The organism is Gordonia soli NBRC 108243, from assembly GCF_000334455.1.
Taxonomy (GTDB): Bacteria; Actinomycetota; Actinomycetes; order Mycobacteriales; family Mycobacteriaceae; genus Gordonia; species Gordonia soli.
Window position 1 is genome coordinate 50,275 of record NZ_BANX01000015.1, and the last position, 16,895, is coordinate 67,169.

The 16,895-nt window shown below is 68.8% G+C and carries 13 protein-coding genes and 1 pseudogene; 5 read left to right on the forward strand and 9 right to left on the reverse strand.

Annotated features, from left to right (window positions below; genetic code table 11):
* Nucleotides 1-4 precede the first annotated feature (4 nt).
* Together mshD and GS4_RS11030 are read right to left on the reverse strand one after the other, a co-directional pair.
* Nucleotides 5-910 carry a mycothiol synthase gene (gene mshD / locus GS4_RS11025; protein ID WP_007620523.1) on the reverse strand — a complete coding sequence of 302 codons (906 nt, stop codon included), beginning with the start codon at nt 908-910 and terminating at the stop codon, nt 5-7.
* Nucleotides 888-1,742 (reverse strand): winged helix-turn-helix transcriptional regulator, encoded by an 855-nt coding sequence (locus GS4_RS11030; RefSeq protein ID WP_007620525.1) that lies wholly within the window; start codon nt 1,740-1,742, stop codon nt 888-890. Before GS4_RS11030 ends, mshD begins: the two co-directional genes overlap by 23 nt.
* Before the next feature lie 166 nt (nt 1,743-1,908).
* Between GS4_RS11030 and GS4_RS11035 the strand changes: the two genes are divergently transcribed.
* The 4 genes from GS4_RS11035 (at nt 1,909) to GS4_RS11055 (ending at nt 5,302) form a co-directional block, all read left to right on the forward strand.
* Nucleotides 1,909-2,835 (forward strand): LmeA family phospholipid-binding protein, encoded by a 927-nt coding sequence (locus GS4_RS11035; protein WP_007620526.1) that lies wholly within the window; start codon nt 1,909-1,911, stop codon nt 2,833-2,835.
* A 389-nt stretch (nt 2,836-3,224) separates the two neighbouring features.
* On the forward strand, nt 3,225-4,064 hold the full coding sequence (locus GS4_RS11040; protein ID WP_007620528.1) for a sulfurtransferase: 840 nt from the start codon (nt 3,225-3,227) through the stop codon (nt 4,062-4,064).
* A gap of 5 nt (nt 4,065-4,069) precedes the next feature.
* Entirely contained in the window at nt 4,070-4,375 is a 306-nt protein-coding gene (locus tag GS4_RS11045) for a DUF1416 domain-containing protein (RefSeq protein ID WP_007620529.1), read from the forward strand.
* A 216-nt stretch (nt 4,376-4,591) separates the two neighbouring features.
* Entirely contained in the window at nt 4,592-5,302 is a 711-nt protein-coding gene (locus tag GS4_RS11055) for a heme-binding beta-barrel domain-containing protein (RefSeq protein WP_007620530.1), read from the forward strand.
* Between the two features lie 16 nt (nt 5,303-5,318).
* Here the strand turns inward: GS4_RS11055 and GS4_RS11060 are convergent, their stop codons facing one another.
* Entirely contained in the window at nt 5,319-6,716 is a 1,398-nt protein-coding gene (locus GS4_RS11060) for a hypothetical protein (RefSeq protein ID WP_007620531.1), read from the reverse strand.
* A 529-nt stretch (nt 6,717-7,245) separates the two neighbouring features.
* Nucleotides 7,246-7,911 carry a TetR/AcrR family transcriptional regulator gene (locus GS4_RS11070; protein ID WP_007620532.1) on the reverse strand — a complete coding sequence of 222 codons (666 nt, stop codon included), beginning with the start codon at nt 7,909-7,911 and terminating at the stop codon, nt 7,246-7,248.
* Nucleotides 7,912-7,995: 84 nt separating this feature from the next.
* Between GS4_RS11070 and GS4_RS26180 the strand changes: the two are divergent.
* Nucleotides 7,996-9,024, forward strand: a pseudogene (locus GS4_RS26180) (serine hydrolase domain-containing protein); the annotation flags it as partial.
* Between the two features lie 309 nt (nt 9,025-9,333).
* Here GS4_RS26180 and cydC read toward each other — a convergent pair.
* From cydC to GS4_RS11100, 5 genes are all read right to left on the reverse strand, one after another.
* Nucleotides 9,334-11,346: a thiol reductant ABC exporter subunit CydC gene (gene cydC, locus GS4_RS11080; protein WP_007620534.1), complete on the reverse strand. Its 2,013-nt coding sequence runs from the start codon at nt 11,344-11,346 to the stop codon at nt 9,334-9,336.
* The gene (gene cydD / locus GS4_RS11085; RefSeq protein ID WP_007620535.1) at nt 11,336-13,045 is read right to left on the reverse strand and encodes a thiol reductant ABC exporter subunit CydD; all 1,710 of its coding nucleotides are present in this window, start codon (nt 13,043-13,045) and stop codon (nt 11,336-11,338) included. The genes cydC and cydD overlap by 11 nt, the downstream gene beginning before the upstream one ends.
* Nucleotides 13,042-14,133 carry a cytochrome d ubiquinol oxidase subunit II gene (gene cydB / locus GS4_RS11090; protein ID WP_007620536.1) on the reverse strand — a complete coding sequence of 364 codons (1,092 nt, stop codon included), beginning with the start codon at nt 14,131-14,133 and terminating at the stop codon, nt 13,042-13,044. Before cydB ends, cydD begins: the two co-directional genes overlap by 4 nt.
* Before the next feature lie 9 nt (nt 14,134-14,142).
* Nucleotides 14,143-15,711: a cytochrome ubiquinol oxidase subunit I gene (locus tag GS4_RS11095; protein WP_007620538.1), complete on the reverse strand. Its 1,569-nt coding sequence runs from the start codon at nt 15,709-15,711 to the stop codon at nt 14,143-14,145.
* A 245-nt stretch (nt 15,712-15,956) separates the two neighbouring features.
* A complete protein-coding gene (locus tag GS4_RS11100) occupies nt 15,957-16,832 on the reverse strand; it encodes an aminodeoxychorismate lyase (RefSeq protein ID WP_007620540.1) in 876 nt (291 codons plus the stop codon).
* Nucleotides 16,833-16,895 lie beyond the last annotated feature (63 nt).

The window sequence follows — 16,895 nt, forward strand, 5'->3', positions numbered from 1 at the left end:
GTCGTCAGCCGTAGGCGACGTCGATGGCGTACCGGGTGAACCCGAGACGCTCGTAGGTGGCGAGCGCAGCGGTGTTGTCGCCCTCCACGTAGAGGTTCACCTCGTCGAGGCCGCGGTCGGCGAGGTACCGCACGCCGGCGAGGGTGAGCAGACGCCCGAGACCGCGTCCCTGTGCGGCCGGATCGACCCCGACGATGTAGACCTCGCCGAGGTGATCGTCGTGGACCTTGGTCCAGTGGAAACCGAGCACCTTCTGCGGATCGGCGTCGTCGACGACCAGGAACAACCCTCCCGGATCGAACCAGTCGGAACCGACGCGGTCGTCGATCTCGGACTGCGTCCACCCGCCCTGCTCGGGGTGCCATGCGAACGCGGCGTTGTTGACGCGCAGGATCTCCGCGTCGTCGGCCGACCCGGTGTACGTGCGCAACGTCACCCCGGCGCCGACGGCCAGATCGGGCAGCGGGGCGTCGGCACCCAGGGGCCGACGCAGTTGGAGCAGCTCACGCCGCCGCTCGAGGCCCAGCGCCGCGGCGAGGGCCTGCGCTCCCGGTAGATCGCCATGCGCCCAGGCCCGGGCGGAATCACCGGGCAGAGATGCGGCAGCGCCGAACGCGGCGCGCAGCAATGCCGCTCCCCGACCCTCACGTCGGCGCTCGGGATCGACGACGGCCTCGATCATCGCCGGCTCACCCTCCCGGCCGGGCAGGATGTTGGCGTAGGCACCCGTCGCGAGGACATGCACCGCGCCCGGATGACGACCGTCGATCGCGAGGACGGATTGCTCCGACAACGGGGCGACGCCATCTGCGGCGGTCGCAGCGGTGACCAGCCGGTGGGCTTCGGAAGCGGCGTCGGGGGTCGGCTCCGCGGTGACGATCGGATCGTCAGCTCCGGTTGGCGCTGGCACTGAACTCCTCGTCGATACTCGGGTCACTCGGCGTGGTCGTGTTCGGCGGCCGGGTCCGGCTGCCGGCGATCTGCTCACGGGTGGTGGGCAGGGAGTCCGGATCGTCGATGTCGCCGTCGTCGAAGTCGTCCTCGATCGGGGTCTCGACGCCACCGGATCGTCCTCGGCTGGGTCGTACCGCCTTGTAGCCGACGTTGCGGACGGTCCCGATGAGGGACTCGTGCTCACTGCCCAGTTTGGCGCGCAGGCGCCGGACGTGGACGTCGACGGTGCGCGTACCGCCGAAGAAGTCGTAGCCCCAGACCTCCTGCAGCAACTGGGCACGGGTGAACACCCGACCGGCGTTCTGCGCCAGGTACTTCAGCAGCTCGAACTCCTTGTAGGTGAGGTCGAGTGGACGGCCGCGCAGCCGTGCGGTGTAGGTGCCCTCGTCGATGACCAGTTCGCCGAGCGTCACCTTGCCGGAGGACTCCTCGGTGGTCAGTCCGCTGGTACGAACCACGAGCAGACGTAGGCGGGCGTCCAGTTCGGCGGGTCCGGTCGCCGGGAGCAGGAACTCGTCGATACCCCAGTCGGCGTTCACCGCGACCAGGCCGCCCTCGGTGAGCACCGCTGCGACCGGCACAGACGATCCCGTGCTGCCGAGCAGTCGGCAGAGTCCGCGCGCGGCGGCGAGGTCGGTGCGTGCGTCGACGATGGCGACGTCGGCGTTGCCGGCCTCCATCAGCGATGACACCTCGGTCGGTGCGACGCGGACGGTGTGCGCCAGCAGGCTCAGGGACGGCAGGACGGATTCCGGGTCGGGATCGGCCGTCAACAGCAAGAGATCCACACGCCACTCCGATCTCGTCGTCCACGCCCGTCCCCGGTCGTCGCCCGCTGCGGGTCGACCTCCGACCGGACGGGCTCGTCCTCGCGCCGACACCTCGTCGGTCTCTCTCGGCAGCGACCGGGATGGTCGTGCCACCGTGCACGCGATAGGTGACAGAATAGCGCCAATGTCGCGTTTCGCTCGTTCGCAGGCACCCGGGGAGCCGGAGCGATCGACCATTCCACCGGGGCGCGGCCGCTCCCCGATCGGGCGACGGATCGTGGTCGTCGCCGTGCTCGCGGTCGTGGTCGCCGTCTTGGCGGCCGTTCTCACCGACACCGTCGGGGCGATCGTCGGCGAGCAGCGCTTCGCCCACGCACTGCTCGCGTCCCCCCGGGTCACCTTCGAGCCCGAGGTGACGCTGAGCGGCTCGCCCTATCTGCGTGCCGCAGCCTCGGGGCGATTCGACGGAGCGGTGATCACCGCCCGCGCCGTGTCGGTGCCGGGCTGCGCCGACCGCGGCGGATGCCGGGCTGAGCTCGGAGCCACCCTCGGCCCCCTCGACGTCCCCGACGGTTGGCACATCCGACCGTCCGACACCCTGCGCGCGCAATCGGTGGACGCCTACACACGACTGGACACCATCGCGCTCGGACGGATGCTGGGCATCCTCGACCTAACCGTGAACACTCCCGCGCCGACCGACCGAGCCGGTGGCGGCGGTCCCGGCGACGGACTGTTGAGCCGTACGTCGGGGGTGCTGCTGACCGGCACGGTCGCTCTCCCGCCGGCAGCAGGCCGCGATCCCGCCGACCCGCCGTCGGCGTCGGCGTATGTCGGGCGCAAGGCTCGGGTGAGCGTGAGCGTCGACCTGTCCGTGCGCGACGGTCGACTCCATCTGCAGGCGACCGACTTCTACGACGGCCCGGAGGAGCACTCGCCGACCACCGTCCCCGACACCGAGCGGGCCGCTGTGCTGGCCGCATTCAGCGGGACCCTGCCGCCGCTCCCCCTGCCGTGGTCTCTCACCGCGACCGAGGCACACAGCGAGGGCAGCGACATCCTGTTGGCCACCTCGGTCGGCGCCCGCGACATACGGCCTGACCAGTTCTGATCGACACCCCACACCCCGACGTCCGGGTTGCGATCACGGCGTCGGACAGGCTTGCCGGACCCGATCGGTGCTGCTGTACCCTCGTGGGCATGCAACTGCGCCGTGAGTTGATGCTCACCCGCCGTCGGGCGATCGACTTCTGTCGTCTCGCCAACTGTTGCTGTCTGTAGTCCGGTGCGGCGTCGCCGCGTCCTGTCCGGGACCGGCACCCACGTCCACCGTCTTCGATGACGGCCGGTGCAGATCACTGCATTACTCCTGACTCCCGTCGGCGCAGCCGATGTGTGGCGGTCGTTCATCACCCGCGAGGCGGTCGGCCTGCGCTTGCGTCGCCGCCCTCCTCACCTCACCACTCACATCAGAAATCCATTCTGGGAGGGATCACCACCATGGCTCGTTCCGACGTCCTGGTCAGCGCCGACTGGGCTGAGCAGAACCTCACAACCGACAACGTCGTCTTCGTCGAGGTCGACGAGGACACCACCGCATACGACGGTGGCCACATCGAGGGCGCGATCAAGTTCGACTGGAAGAACGACCTGCAGGACTCGGTCCGCCGCGACTTCCTGAACCAGGAGCAGTTCTCGAAGCTGTTGTCCGACAACGGCATCGGCAACGACACCACCGTCATCCTGTACGGCGGCAACAACAACTGGTTCGCGGCCTACGCCTACTGGTACTTCAAGCTCTACGGCCACCAGGACGTGAAGCTGCTCGACGGCGGTCGCAAGAAGTGGGAGCTCGACGGTCGTCCGCTGAGCACCGACTCGGTCACCCGCGAGCCGGCCACCTACGTCGCCAAGGACCCCGACAACTCGATCCGCGCCTTCCGCGACGAGGTCGTCGACGCCATCGGCAACAAGAACCTGCTCGACATCCGGTCGCCTGACGAGTACGCGGGCAAGATCCTCGCGCCGGCCCACCTCCCGCAGGAGCAGAGCCAGCGTCCGGGTCACATCCCCGGCGCCGTCAACGTGCCGTGGAGCAAGGCCGCCAACGAGGACGGCACCTTCAAGTCGGACGAAGAGCTCAAGGAGCTCTACGACGGCGTCGGCATCGACCCGTCCAAGGGCACCATCGCGTACTGCCGAATCGGCGAGCGCTCGTCGCACAGCTGGTTCGCGCTGACCCAGCTGCTCGACTACCAGAACGTCAAGAACTACGACGGCAGCTGGACCGAGTACGGTTCGCTGGTCGGTGTGCCGATCGAACTCGGAGAAGGAAAGTAAGTCATATGTGCTCTGCCCCCAAGCAAGGTCAGAAGCTGCCCGCGGGTGTCGACGTCGAGAAGGAGACCGTGATCACCGGCCAGGTGACCGATTCCTCGGGCGCCCCGGTCGCGGGAGCCTTCGTCCGACTGCTCGACTCGACCGGTGAGTTCACCGCCGAGGTCGTGGCCAGTGCGACCGGAGACTTCCGGTTCTTCGCCGCACCCGGCACGTGGACCGTCCGCGCGTTGAGCGCCGTCGGCAACGGCGACGTGACCGTGAACCCCGATGGTCCGGGTGTCCACGAGCACGTCGTCACCGTGGCCAAGTAGGCCCGTCCGCCATACGGCGGGACGCCATCGAGACCGCCCACCGGTGGTCGTGTCGGGGATCTCCCGATTCGACCCCGGTGGGCGGTTTTCGTCGTCCGGCACCCCTGGGTAAACTGCGGGTGTGGTCATCTTCTTCGAGATCCTGCTGATCGCCGCCGCGGTGTTGATCACCTGGTTCGGCATCTACGTGCTCTACCGTCTCGTCACCGACGAGTCGTGACCGACGCGCCTGAGCCCACACCGGACGAACCGGCCGCAGACAACTCTGCCGCGGGCGATCCCGACGCGGACCAGGCCGTTGCGCCTGCCCGGCACCGATCCGGCGACGAGGCGATCAATCAGGCGGCCGAGCGTGCCCGCGAGACCGCGGACCGCAACCTCCCCGTGTGGGGTGAGCTGCCGCTCCCACCGGACACCGCCAATCTCCGCCAGGGCGCCGATCTGCATCCGGGACTGCTCGCGCTGCTCCCGATGGTCGGCGTGTGGCGCGGTGAGGGCGAGGGCAACGACCCCGACTCAGGTGAGGACTACCACTTCGCGCAGCAGATCATCATCAGCCACGACGGTCAGAACTTCCTGAACTGGCAGTCCCGTTCGTGGGTCATCGACGCCGACGGCGGCTTCGTCCGGCCCGACCTCCGCGAGAGCGGCTTCTGGCGGATCGGCGACGACGACACCATCGAACTCCTCCTGGCCCACGCCGAGGGATCGATCGAACTCTTCTACGGTCAGCCGCGCAACCAGACGTCCTGGGAACTCGCGACCGACGTCGTCATCCGGGCGCAGTCCGGCCACCGGACCGGTGGGGCGAAGCGCCTCTACGGTCTCGTCGAGGACGGCGACCTGGCCTACGTGGAGGAGCGGGTCGACGCCGACGGCGATCTCACGCCGAGGCTGTCGGCAAAGCTGCGTCGTTACGCGGGCTGAGCCACTCGCACACGATCTATCGTCGGGCCCACCTGCGCCGACGATCCGACCACGCCAGGTAGAGGTTCTTCTTCGGGATGGCGCTGTAGACCACTGCGCCCAGCATGATCACCACCGACCCGTAGTTGGTCGGCGTCCCCGGGCGTCCCGGCGACCCCGGTGCGACCTCCCCATCGGCATCGATCCGCGCGGTACGGCCGGGCGTGGAGTCCACGCGTTCACCGACCATCGAGAAGACCTGTCCGCGGTCCGCGTCGGGCGAGACCGGAAAGCTGGCCCTGCCGCCCGGGGCGACCTCGGTGATCCGACGGTCGTCACCGCTGTTGTGCAGCACCGCGATCCACATGTGCCCGTCGTTGCGCACGGTGATCGACTCCGCCCCCGCGCGGTACTGGTAGGTCACCTCGTCGAGTTCGGCGTCGAGGTGCAGTTGATCGGGATAACCGCAGTCCCAGTCCGAGCTCCACGGCGTCAGGTAGCGGTAGTCGAGAAACTCCCGACGTCCGGGCAGCGGCAGGACGCTGGGCATCATCCGGCCGCCGGCGATCCACAACACCCCGTAGAGCACCGGAACACCGTCGAGGCGCTCCCCCTGGACATAGGCCACCAGGTCGCCCGCGGGTAGTGGCGCCGTGTCCTCGGGGGCGATGAGCAGCAGGTCACGCGGTCCGTCGGAGCCGATGGTCAGCACCGCGATCTGCTGATCTCCGCGGTTGTGGACGGCCACCTCACCACCGTCGGCGGTGACGTACAGACCGGCGGCGAAGGGGTCGCGGAATTCGAGGTCGGGCATCTCCGGACCACCGAAGTCGGCATCACCCGGGGTCCAGAACCGGTTTGCGGAATCGATTGCGGCGATGTCGATCTCGCCCGACACCGGCCCGTCGACAGTCATCACCGGACCGTCCTCGTCCTGCCAGATCTGACCGACCAGCACCGGATGTCCGTCCACCATCTCCCGTTGCAGGATGTGATAGCCCGCCGCCGGCAGCGACTCCGAGGCCCCCGCGGCGATGACCGTCAACTCCGTGCCGTCGGTGCGCGGCAGTCGCGGCGTCGAGAGCACGCCGACATCGACCGGGCCGCCGTTGTGCAGCACGAGGCGGGCTGTTCCCGGCACCTCGGTGTACGTCAGCCCGGCGACCCGACCGGGGAGCCAGTCGGCCGTGCCGTCGTTGGTCCACCGAGGGCTCTGCGGGGTCAGGAATCGGGTGTCGACCGACCCGCGGGGCCCGTCCGGGCCGCCCTGCCGCAGATCTGCCGACGGTGACGCGACCGCGCTGTCGCCGAGCTCCGCGGACACCGACTCGGCATCCGGCTGTCGCTCACGAGCGACGCGGAGGTCAGTTCGGGGCGACGCGAATGTGTCGGTCGATCCCGGATGCGACGTGGTCTGTGCATGCGTGGTCGTCATGGGACCGCTCCTCGGGGGCGAATCGGAGGTCGTCGGTGGGCGGTGGCCGCGCCGGCGTCGGAGGGGACGTGCCGCTCCGACTCGATCTCTCGAGGTGGAGCGACGCGACCGATGCCATCGTCACCCGCGCGTCGAGGGGACGCACGAGTAGTCCACTACCCGAAATGGCAGTCGGCCATCTGGTGACATTCGTTACACGATGGGGGACGAAGCGGGCCGAGCGACGCGATTTGCGCAGGTCGGATACCCCCGAGAAATGAGTGACCCCCGCACCACCCCGGTTGACGGGGCCTACGCCGACTGGACGAGTCGGGGTGCGGGGGTCCGGTGACCACCTGGTATTCGCCGGCACGGCCGCGCCCCGGATCGGGTCGCGAACGCGGCAGTGAATGCCTCGTGGAAACCGCGCTAGCGGATGGTCACCTCACGTGTCCTCAAGTTCTTCAACTGCAGACCACCTCCTCTCTCGTGTACCACCGAACGTACGCCCGCCCCGCGGGCGCGGCAATCGATTTACCCGTCGACCCATTCACCCGTCGATACGGACCGAGGGACGATCCCGGAGTCCGGCGCGGTCGTGCGAGCACTCTCCCGGACACAGACGCGCGACCTCCGCCGCCACGATCGAGCGGGCTCGGGCCTTGTCCGCGACACCGGAGCGGACGAGGAGATGCGCGGCGAGACCATCGGTCAGGGCGAGCAGACGGTATGCCTCGATCCCGACGTCGACACCGGGGTCGACCTCTCCACAGACCATGCCGTTGCTCAGCGCGGTAGCGACCCGCTCACGCAACTCGTGCTGAGCGGCTTCGAGGCCCGCACGCAACCGATCGTTTTCCAGCGCGAGCCCGGCGAAGGCGTGGGCCAGATAGACCTCATCCCGGCGGCGCGGCGAGGTCGGCAGCAGTTGCCCGAGGCCCGCGACCAGCATCTCCTCGATCCGGGCGCCGCGCCGCTCCGCCCGTGCGACCTCCGCGTCGATACGGGCCAGGACCTCGCCCCGCAGATGGGTGAAGGTGTCGATGAGCAGGTCGTCCTTGGACGACCAGTGATGCTGGACGAGACCGACCGACACGCCGGCGGCGGCCGCCGCCCGTGCCATCGTCACCTGCCCCAGGCCGTGGTCGCGGGCTGCCGCGCGGACGCCGTCGACGATCTGCTTGCGTCGCTGCTCGTGGTCAGGGTTCCGCACCATGGGTGCAACCCTACCGTGGACAGCCCTGAAACAATATGTTTGTATTGCCGAGTCAATATGCTCATATTGCCGAGGAGGATCGGGATGCACCGCAGCACAAAGTGGTCCGCGTTCGCTGCGGTCCTGGCCGTCGCTGTTTTCTCGGTACCTGCGGCGATCCCACTCGCTTCGGCGGCTCCGGGATCGGCCGGCCCGCCGGCGACGGTGTCGACGGACGACGCCCGCGCGGCCGACGATCACCTCGACCGCCTCGTTCGCGAACTGCATCTGCCGGGGATCACGGCACGCGTCGTCGATAGGGACGGCACGCTGTGGACGGGTAGCCGCGGGCAGGATGGCGGCGGCAGTGACGCGATCACGCCGACCACCCCGTTCCTGATCGGATCGGTGGCCAAGTCGCTCACTGCGATCCTCGTCACCCGTCGACTCGAGGCCGGTCGCCTCGGCATCGACGATCCGATCACCGACCATCTGCCGTGGCTTCGCGACGCAGACGGGGTGACGGTCGGCGAACTGCTCACCCACACGAGCGGGTACACCCGGAACGACGGGCTGGCGGTGGCCGAGCGCTTCGACACCGCACCGGGTGCGATCCGACGTGCAGCGGAGGCGCTGCGGCACAGTGGTTCCCGTGGTCCGTTCGAGTACAGCGACGCCAACTATCTGGTACTCGGGGCGCTCGTCGAGGCCGACAGCGGGAACTCATTCGCCGACGTCCTGCGCGACGAGCTGACCGAACCGCTCGGTATGCATCGGACCTCGGCAGCCTCCGCCGAAGCCACCGATCTGCCTGCCGGACATCGGTTCTGGTTCGGACATCCGCGCGTCTACGATCCCGGTTTCGACGACTCCGGCGCGCCGTTCGGATATGTCACCTCGACTCTCGACGACCTCACCGCCTATGTCCGCGCGCTGTACGGCAGCGCTCCCGCTGTCGTGTCCACATCCGTCGTCGACTCGGTGACCACGCCGCATGTGCGCGGAGGCACCGCCGACTACGGCTACGGTTGGCGCATCCACCCGCCCGACTCCGACGGCCTGACTGTCGTCGACCACACGGGTGCGACCCCCGGCTACTTCGCCCATGTCCTGATGCGTTCGGACGGACGATCGGCGGTGGTGTTGGCCGACGCCTACGGGGAGTCGGTCGCCCCGACTCTCGCCGACACCGCACAGCAGTTGCTGATGGCCTTCGACGGTGGCCGACCCACGCTCGCCGACGGCGACACGATGCTCGGCGCCCTCCCCTGGGCGCTGTCCGTGCTGGCCGGACTGGGGCTGGTGGTCGCCGTACTCGCGGTACGCCGACCACGACGTGTCGCGTTGCGCATCGCCGTACTGATCGGGGTGGTGCTCGTCATCGTCGCCGTCCGCCTCGCACCGGCCCTGTTGGGCGTCGGCGGGTCACAGGTGCGGATCTGGCTACCGGACTCGGCGCTGGCTCTCGACGTCGCGACGTGGACGTGGATCCTCGCCGGCGTCGTGCTCATCGTCGGCGGGTTCGTCGGGCATCGACGGCACCGCACCCCCACCGGTTCCACTGTCGTCACCGATCAGGCCGCTGCGCGTGGCCCTGCCGTCGGGGACCCCGCCGATGCCGTTCCGGGTTCGGGGTCCACCGCCTGATCGGATACCCGTCGATGCGGACACGACGGTCGGTGTGACGGTCAGGACGTCGACGTCGCGCGCGGTGTCGTCGGCGGAATCGAGCTGATGCGTGATCACCACGACGGTCTGATCGGGACGGAACCACCCCGATCCGGGATCGAGCAGGGCGTCGAGCACCGACCCGGCGTCGTCGGCGTCGAGGTGCTCGGTCGGCTCGTCGAGGATGATCACTGCTGCCGGATAGAGCAGCGCCCTGGCCACCAGGAGTCGGCGGCGCTGGCCACCGCTGAGCGCCTCGGCGCCGGCGAGGTCGGTGTCGAGGCCCTCCGGGAGTCCGGCGACCCACGAGGCCAATCCGACTGTCTCGAGCGCACGTTCGAGTTCGGCGACGGTGGCGTCTCCGCGCGCCACCTTCAGGTTCTCCGCGACGGTGGTCGCGAAGACATGCCCTTCCTCCGCGAAGTAGCCGACCGTCCGACGTGTCGGCGCGTCGACGCCATCTGCATCTCGGCATCGCACGGTTCCCGACACCGGGGTCAGCAACCCCGCCATCGTCAACGCCAGCGTCGACTTCCCCGACCCGCTCGGGCCGGTGATCACGAGCCGGGATCCGGCGGCGAGCTGTCGCGACAGGCCGCCCGCGGGGCCGAGATGGACCGGGGCGCCGCCGCGCGGCCACCCCCACGAGAGGTCGGTGAGTTCGAGGGTCACCGGGCCGGCGAGGGGCAGGACGTCACCCGGTGGCTCCGACCTCGTCGCGGCGCCGGCTCCGTCCACGAGGGCCATCACCCGACGCGCGCTCTGACGGCTGCGCTCGATCTGGACGCCGGCCTCGGTCAGGGGCGCGGTCGACTCGAAGGCCGACAGCGGCAGCAGGATCAGCACTCCGATGACCATCGGCGTCAGCCCGGTCCCGGAGGCGATCGCGGCCAGGGAGCCGGGCACCGCGCCCGCCAGGTCGATCGCGATCAGGCAGGCGGCGAGCAGGGAAGCTCCCAGGGCGAGCGGAGTCGCAGCAGACGCGGCGGCCTGCCAGCGGACCCCGCGATCGGCGGCGGCGACGGCCTCCCGGTCCGCCCGGGAGACAGCTGAGAGCAGGTCGTCCCGACGCCCGGCCACCGCGAGTTCTGGCGCGTGCCACAGCAGCGACGATGTGGCCTGCACCGACGCGGTGGTGGCGACCGCACCGTCGGCGATGGACCGCGCCGAACCCCGGGCGGCCATCCACGGCGCGACGACTGAGCTGACGATCAGGGCGACGGCGAGGACCACCGCCGCCGACGGCGCCACGAACGCCATGACGACGACCGCCGCGATCCCGGTCACGGCACCGACGCCGATCGGGATGACGCCGCGGATCAGGGCATTCCCGATCTCGTCGATGTCGTCACCGGTGCGGGTCAGCAGATCACCACGCCGCAACGACACCGAGTACCCCGCCGATCCACCGGCCAGTGTCCGATAGACCCGCTCACGTGCGGTCGCCATCGCGCCGAGCGCGAGATCATGGGTCGCCAGGCGCTCCAGGTAGCGGAACACCCCGCGCGAGATACCCAACGCGCGCACCGCGGTGATGGCCACCGAGAGGAAGAGCACGGGCGGCATCTGCCATGCACGGGTGATCAGCCACGCCGACAACGCGGCCAGCCCGAGCGCCGACAACGCCCCGGCGACACCGAGGAGCAACGCGCGGATCACCGGCCACGGTGCGAGACCGAGGAATCCGAGTGCGCGGAGCAGCGGGTCGTCCCGCAGGGGCCGATGAGTCCGTCCGTCGATCGGGTCCGAGTCGGCCGCCGGGTCTGCGGTGGATCGGTCAGTGTGCATGTGCCACCCTCGGGACATCGATGACGGTGTCGGCGCGCTCACGGGCGATCGCGCGGTGGGCGACGACGATGACCGTGTCGCCTCCCCGCGCCCGGGCGTGGAGGGCATCGAGAACGCCTGCCTCCGAGTCGGTGTCGAGATGCGCGGTGGGTTCGTCGAGGAGGAGCAGCGGCGCCGGCGATGCGAGCACTCGGGTGAGGGCGAGACGCTGACGCTGACCGGCGGATAGTCCCACGCCGCCGCTTCCCAGTAGCGTGTCGAGCCCGTCGGGTAGCCCCGCGAGAACCCGATCGAACCCCGTCGCCGCTGCCGCGCGAGAGATCTCGCGGTCGGTGACCGCGCCGAACAGTGCGAGGTTCTCGGCCACCGAACCCGGGGCGACCACGGGTTGCTGTGGCAGCCATGCGATCTGTTCGTGCAGCGCATCCGGATCCAACTCGGTCACCGGCACCGACCCGATCACCACCGACCCGGAGTCGGGGCGGACGAGTCCCATCACCGCGGCCAGCGCGGTCGACTTCCCCGAGCCGTTGGGTCCGGTGATCAGCGTGAGTCGGCCGGGTTCGACGACGGCGTCGAGATCATAGGGCGCCCAGCCGTCCCGGCCGTGCACGCCGAGGTCCAGGAACCGGATCGGTGCGCCGACGACCGACACCCCGCGCGTCCCGTGCCGCTCGCCGATCTCCCCTACCTGGTGGCCGTCCTCGTCGATCAGCGCGAACGCCTCCTCCGCGGCGGCCAGACCGTCGGACGAGTCGTGGAACCGGGCACCCACCTGCCGCAACGGCAGGTAGGCCTCCGGCGCGAGGATCAGTGCGAACACCCCTGCGTAGAGGCTCATCTCGCCGTACACGAGCCGGAGACCGATGCCGACCGCCACCAGTGCGACACACAGGGTCGCCAACAGCTCGAGCACGGCGCCGGACAGGAATGCGACCCGCAGCGCCGACATCGTGCTGCGTCGGTGCGCCTGTCCCAGTCGGTGGACACGCTCGGCGGGCCCCGCGGCACGGTTGAGAGCTCGGAGCGTCGGCAGTCCGGCGATGAGGTCCAGCAGTTGGGAACTGAGGCGACTCATCGTCGCCAGCTTGCGGTCGGTACGGTCCCTGGTCATCAGGCCCACCAAGACCATGAACAGCGGGATCAAGGGCAGGGTGATCAGGATGATCAACGCCGACGGCCAGTCGGCGACGGCGATGACGACGATGACCACCGGCGTGACCGTCACCGAGACGATCAGCGCCGGAACGTATCCCGACAGGTAGGGACCGAGAGCCGCCAATCCGCGGGTCAACACCGTCGCGGCGTGGTCCCGACGGTTCAGCAGCGCGCGCATCGTGGTCCGGCCCGGATCGGTCACCGAGTCGAGCGCCCGCAGCCGCAGTTGTGCGATCACCTCGGCGGACGCGCGATGCGCATACCTGTCGTGCAAGAAGGACATCACGACCCGCGCGAGCAGCGCCACGGTCAGGACGGCCAGGTGGCCTGACTGCGCCGACAACGATCGAGCCGCGGGGTCGACGACGAGTTCCGACAGGATCGACGCTGCCATCGCAGCGGTCACGATGATCGCGACCACCGTGGCGGCGGCGAAGATCGCGGTGGCGACGACGTACCGGCGGCTCGTCGGAGCGTAGCGGAGCAGGCGAGGATCCAGCGGCGGTCCCGACCGCTTGCCCCGCACCTGCGCGGCGGTCACCGGCTCGATGCGCGCAGCGACGACACGCCACCCGGTGGCGGGATGTGGGCCACCGAGATGCGCTTTCGGAACACCCAGTACGTCCACGCCTGGTATCCGATGACGACCGGCAGGATGAACACCGCGGCCCAGGTCATCACCGTGAGTGTGTAGTCGCTGGAGGACGTGTTCGCGATGGTCAGGGTGTAGGCGTCATCCAGCGTCGAGGGCAGCACGTCGGGGAAGAGCGCCGCGAACAGCGTCGACACCGTGCCCGCGATGGCGATGGTGGTGGCTGCGAATGCATACCCCTCCCGCCGGAGGTAGGTGGCGACCACCATGACGATCGCGGCGACCGCCGCGATGAGGACCGGGATCCAGGTCCAGGCGTTGCCGTAGGCGAACTGCGTCCAGAGCAGGAACACCGCTGCGACGACCGCGGTCGGGATCGCCAGTCGCTTGGCGTAGGTCGCCGAGTCCTCGTGGAGCACACCGGATGTCTTGAGGGCCACGAACACCGCGCCGTGGGTGAGGAATGCCAGCAGCGTGGTCAGACCACCGAGCAGCCCGTAGGGGTTCAGCAGGTTGAACACCCCACCGGTGTATTGATGGTCGGCGTCGATGGGCAGCCCACGCAGGACGTTGGCGAACGCGACGCCCCACAGCAGCGCCGGGATCCACGAACCGAGCCCGATGCCGATGTCACACCACATCCGCCATCGCGGATGATTGATCTTGCCCCGCCACTCGATGGCGACGATGCGGGTGATGAGGCCGACCAGGATCAGCAGCAGCGGTAGGTAGAACGCGGAGAACATGGTCGCGTACCACCCGCCGAAAGCTGCGAACAGCGCTCCGCCACCGGTGATCACCCACACCTCGTTGCCGTCCCAGACCGGCCCGATGGTGTTGAGCACCGCCCGGCGCCTGCGGTCGTTGTCGTCGAAGCCGGGCTCGTGGTCGACACCGGCCTCGTCCGCGACCGCCGACGGATGACTTCGCCCAAGGAAGGGCATGAGCATGCCGACACCGAAGTCGAAGCCTTCGAGGACGAAGTAGCCGACGAAGAGGAAAGCGACGGCGAGAAACCAGAATTCGGGGAGACTCATGGTCTGCTCCTAGTACGCGAACGACAGGGTGGACGGTTCGTCGGAGTCCGACTCGTCGTCACCGTCGCCCGGTGGTTTGGCATCGGAGTTGCTCGGCCCCTCGATGACGTACCTGCGCTGCAGCAGGAACCAGACGATGCCGAGGGCGCCGTAGAGCAGGGTGAACACGATCAACGAGGTCCACACCGTCGCCGCGACATGGTTGGACACACCGTCCTGGACGAGCATGTGGATCTGCATCGGGTTACCGTCCGGGTCGGCCCAGTTCGGTGCGACCACCCACGGCTGCCTGCCCATCTCGGTGAAGATCCAGCCGGAGCTGTTGGCCAGGAAGGGCGTCGGGATCATCCAGAGTGCGACGAGACCGAACTTGCGGGACTCCACGACCCGCTTCTTGCGTGTGAGCCACAGACCGCCGAGCGCGACCACCACCGATCCCAGCGCCCACGTGATCATCGCGCGGAAGCCCCAGTAGGTGACGAAGAGGTTGGGTGCGAAGTTCTGCCCCGGCATGTTGAACGCCTGCTGGTATTGCGCCTGCAGTTCGTTGACACCCTGGAGCGTGCTGTCGAAGGTGTGCGTCGCGAGGAACGACAGCGCATTCGGGATCTCGATGATGTGCTCGATGTTGTCGCAGTTGTTCTGTCTGCCGATGCTGAGCACCGAGAACGGCGCGCCGGTGGCGGTCTCACACAGCGATTCGGCCGCCGCCATCTTCATCGGCTGCTGCTCGAACATGATCTGCGCCTGGGTGTCCCCCGATATCGCCACCCCGATGCCGGCGGCGATTATGAACCACAGCGCCATCCGGGTCACCGGTCGCCACAACTGGTGGGCGTCGCGCTCGAGGTCCTCCGGTGTCGCATCGATGTGACTGGGCGACGTGGTCTCCGGCAGGTCGGTGGTGTCGCCGGTCTCGGCGGCCTCGCGGAGTTTCTTGGCCCGCCAGGTGTTCCGCGCCATCCACCAGATGCCGATGCACGCGACGAAGGTCGCCGCGGTGAGGAAGGCTCCGGCGATCACATGCGGGAAGGCGGCGAGCGTCGTGTTGTTGGTCAGGACCGCCCAGAGGTCGTTCATCGCGGGGCGGTTCCGCTCGGGGTCCCAGGTGACGCCGACCGGGTGCTGCATCCACGAGTTGGCGGCGATGATGAAGTATGCCGACGCGTTGACGCCGATGGCGGCCAACCAGATACACGCCAGATGCACTCGTCGTGGCAGCCGTCCCCAGCCGAAGATCCACAGGCCGATGAAGGTCGACTCCAGGAAGAAGGCGACCAGCCCCTCCAATGCCAGTGGCGCACCGAAGACGTCGGCCACGTAGCGCGAGTACTCGCTCCAGTTCATACCGAACTGGAACTCCTGCACGATGCCGGTCGCCACGCCGAGCGCGAAGTTGATCAGGAACAGCTTCCCGAAGAACTTGGTGGCACGCAGCCACTGCTCGTTGCCGGTCCGATGCCAGACCGTCTGCATGATGGCGATCATCGGCGCGAGGCCGATGGTCAGCGGGACCAGGACGAAGTGATAGACGGTCGTGATCCCGAACTGCCATCGGGATACGTCGAGAGCATCCATGTCGCCTCAATCGAGAGAGGGGTGCACCAGCGGGCTGTGATGCGTGGCGGGACTTCTCTACTACTAGACGTAGTAGGTCCTCGTCTACGACGCTACGCTGGGCCGACGGCCGAGACAAGCGACCAAGGTCCCGCCATCGGGACATGCGGTTGTGCGGTGCGTCTCGTCACCCGGGCAGCGCGTCGGCGGTCACCGCGCGGCGGTGTCTCCTTCTCGGTACGAGCTCGGGTACCGGTCCGCAGCTCTCATTCTCGGTCAATGGAAATGGCACGGTCCACCAAATCCGAAAACTCGGAGCCGTTCTCCACCACCGGGGTCAGGTAGCGGTTGATGGCGGTGACCCGGGCGGCGAGCGTGACACTGCTGACGAGCCACACCGAATCGGCCTGGATCAGGTTCTCTCGCTTGAGGACCTCGGTCTTGACCGTCCAGCCCTCCTTCTCCGCCAGCTCGAACACGGCGAGCTGGGTCGTGCCCGGGAGGATGCCGATCTCCGACGGCGGCGTCACCAGAGTCCGTCCGAACACAGCGATGACGGTCGACCGCGGCCCCTCCAGCACCGCGCCCTCACTGCTGATGAAGACCACGTCGTCGAAACCCTCACGCTCCGCGTGCCGGAGTGCGGCCATGTTGGTGGCGTAACTCAACGTCTTCGCGCCCAGTAGCGCCCAGGGCGCCGACCCCGCGAGGTCAATGGAGTAGCCACGTTCGAGCGTGACCACCGAGACGCCGTCGGCGCGGACGGCGGCCACCCGCGCCGGGACCGGGGCGACGGTGACGTAGGCGGTCGGCCGGCCGCCCGGCTCACTCTCCCGCCCGCGCGAGTAGACCAGCCGGAGCATGCCTTCGGCGCCGTCGGTGTACTGCTCCGCCCAGGTGTGGGCCGCCTGCTCGATGGCGCTCCGCCAGGCCTCGCGGTCGGGCTTCGGCAGATCGAGCGCGGATGCACTGCGCTCCAGCCGGTCGAGGTGCAGCGAGACACACCGGGCGCGCCCCGAACGGACGAGCAGTGTCTCGAAGACACCGTCACCTCGGACGGCGGCGAGGTCGTCGGCGTACAGGAACGGCTCCTGCGGATCGCGCACGGTGCCGTCGAGTGTGACCAGAATTGCCTGCGACATAGCACGAGGCTATGGCATCGGTGTCCGCGATCAGGCAGGACGCGGCGATCAAGGACGTCGACT

Excerpts from the sequence above, each read along its gene's own strand:
- GS4_RS11035 (WP_007620526.1), top strand. The coding sequence starts at position 1,909 with ATGTCGCGTTTCGCTCGTTCGCAGGCACCCGGGGAGCCGGAGCGATCG.
- GS4_RS11040 (WP_007620528.1), top strand. The coding sequence starts at position 3,225 with ATGGCTCGTTCCGACGTCCTGGTCAGCGCCGACTGGGCTGAGCAGAAC.
- GS4_RS11045 (WP_007620529.1), top strand. The coding sequence starts at position 4,070 with ATGTGCTCTGCCCCCAAGCAAGGTCAGAAGCTGCCCGCGGGTGTCGAC.
- GS4_RS11060 (WP_007620531.1), bottom strand. The coding sequence starts at position 6,716 with ATGACGACCACGCATGCACAGACCACGTCGCATCCGGGATCGACCGAC.
- GS4_RS11070 (WP_007620532.1), bottom strand. The coding sequence starts at position 7,911 with ATGGTGCGGAACCCTGACCACGAGCAGCGACGCAAGCAGATCGTCGAC.
- cydC (WP_007620534.1), bottom strand. The coding sequence starts at position 11,346 with ATGCACACTGACCGATCCACCGCAGACCCGGCGGCCGACTCGGACCCG.
- cydB (WP_007620536.1), bottom strand. The coding sequence starts at position 14,133 with ATGAGTCTCCCCGAATTCTGGTTTCTCGCCGTCGCTTTCCTCTTCGTC.
- GS4_RS11095 (WP_007620538.1), bottom strand. The coding sequence starts at position 15,711 with ATGGATGCTCTCGACGTATCCCGATGGCAGTTCGGGATCACGACCGTC.
- GS4_RS11100 (WP_007620540.1), bottom strand. The coding sequence starts at position 16,832 with ATGTCGCAGGCAATTCTGGTCACACTCGACGGCACCGTGCGCGATCCG.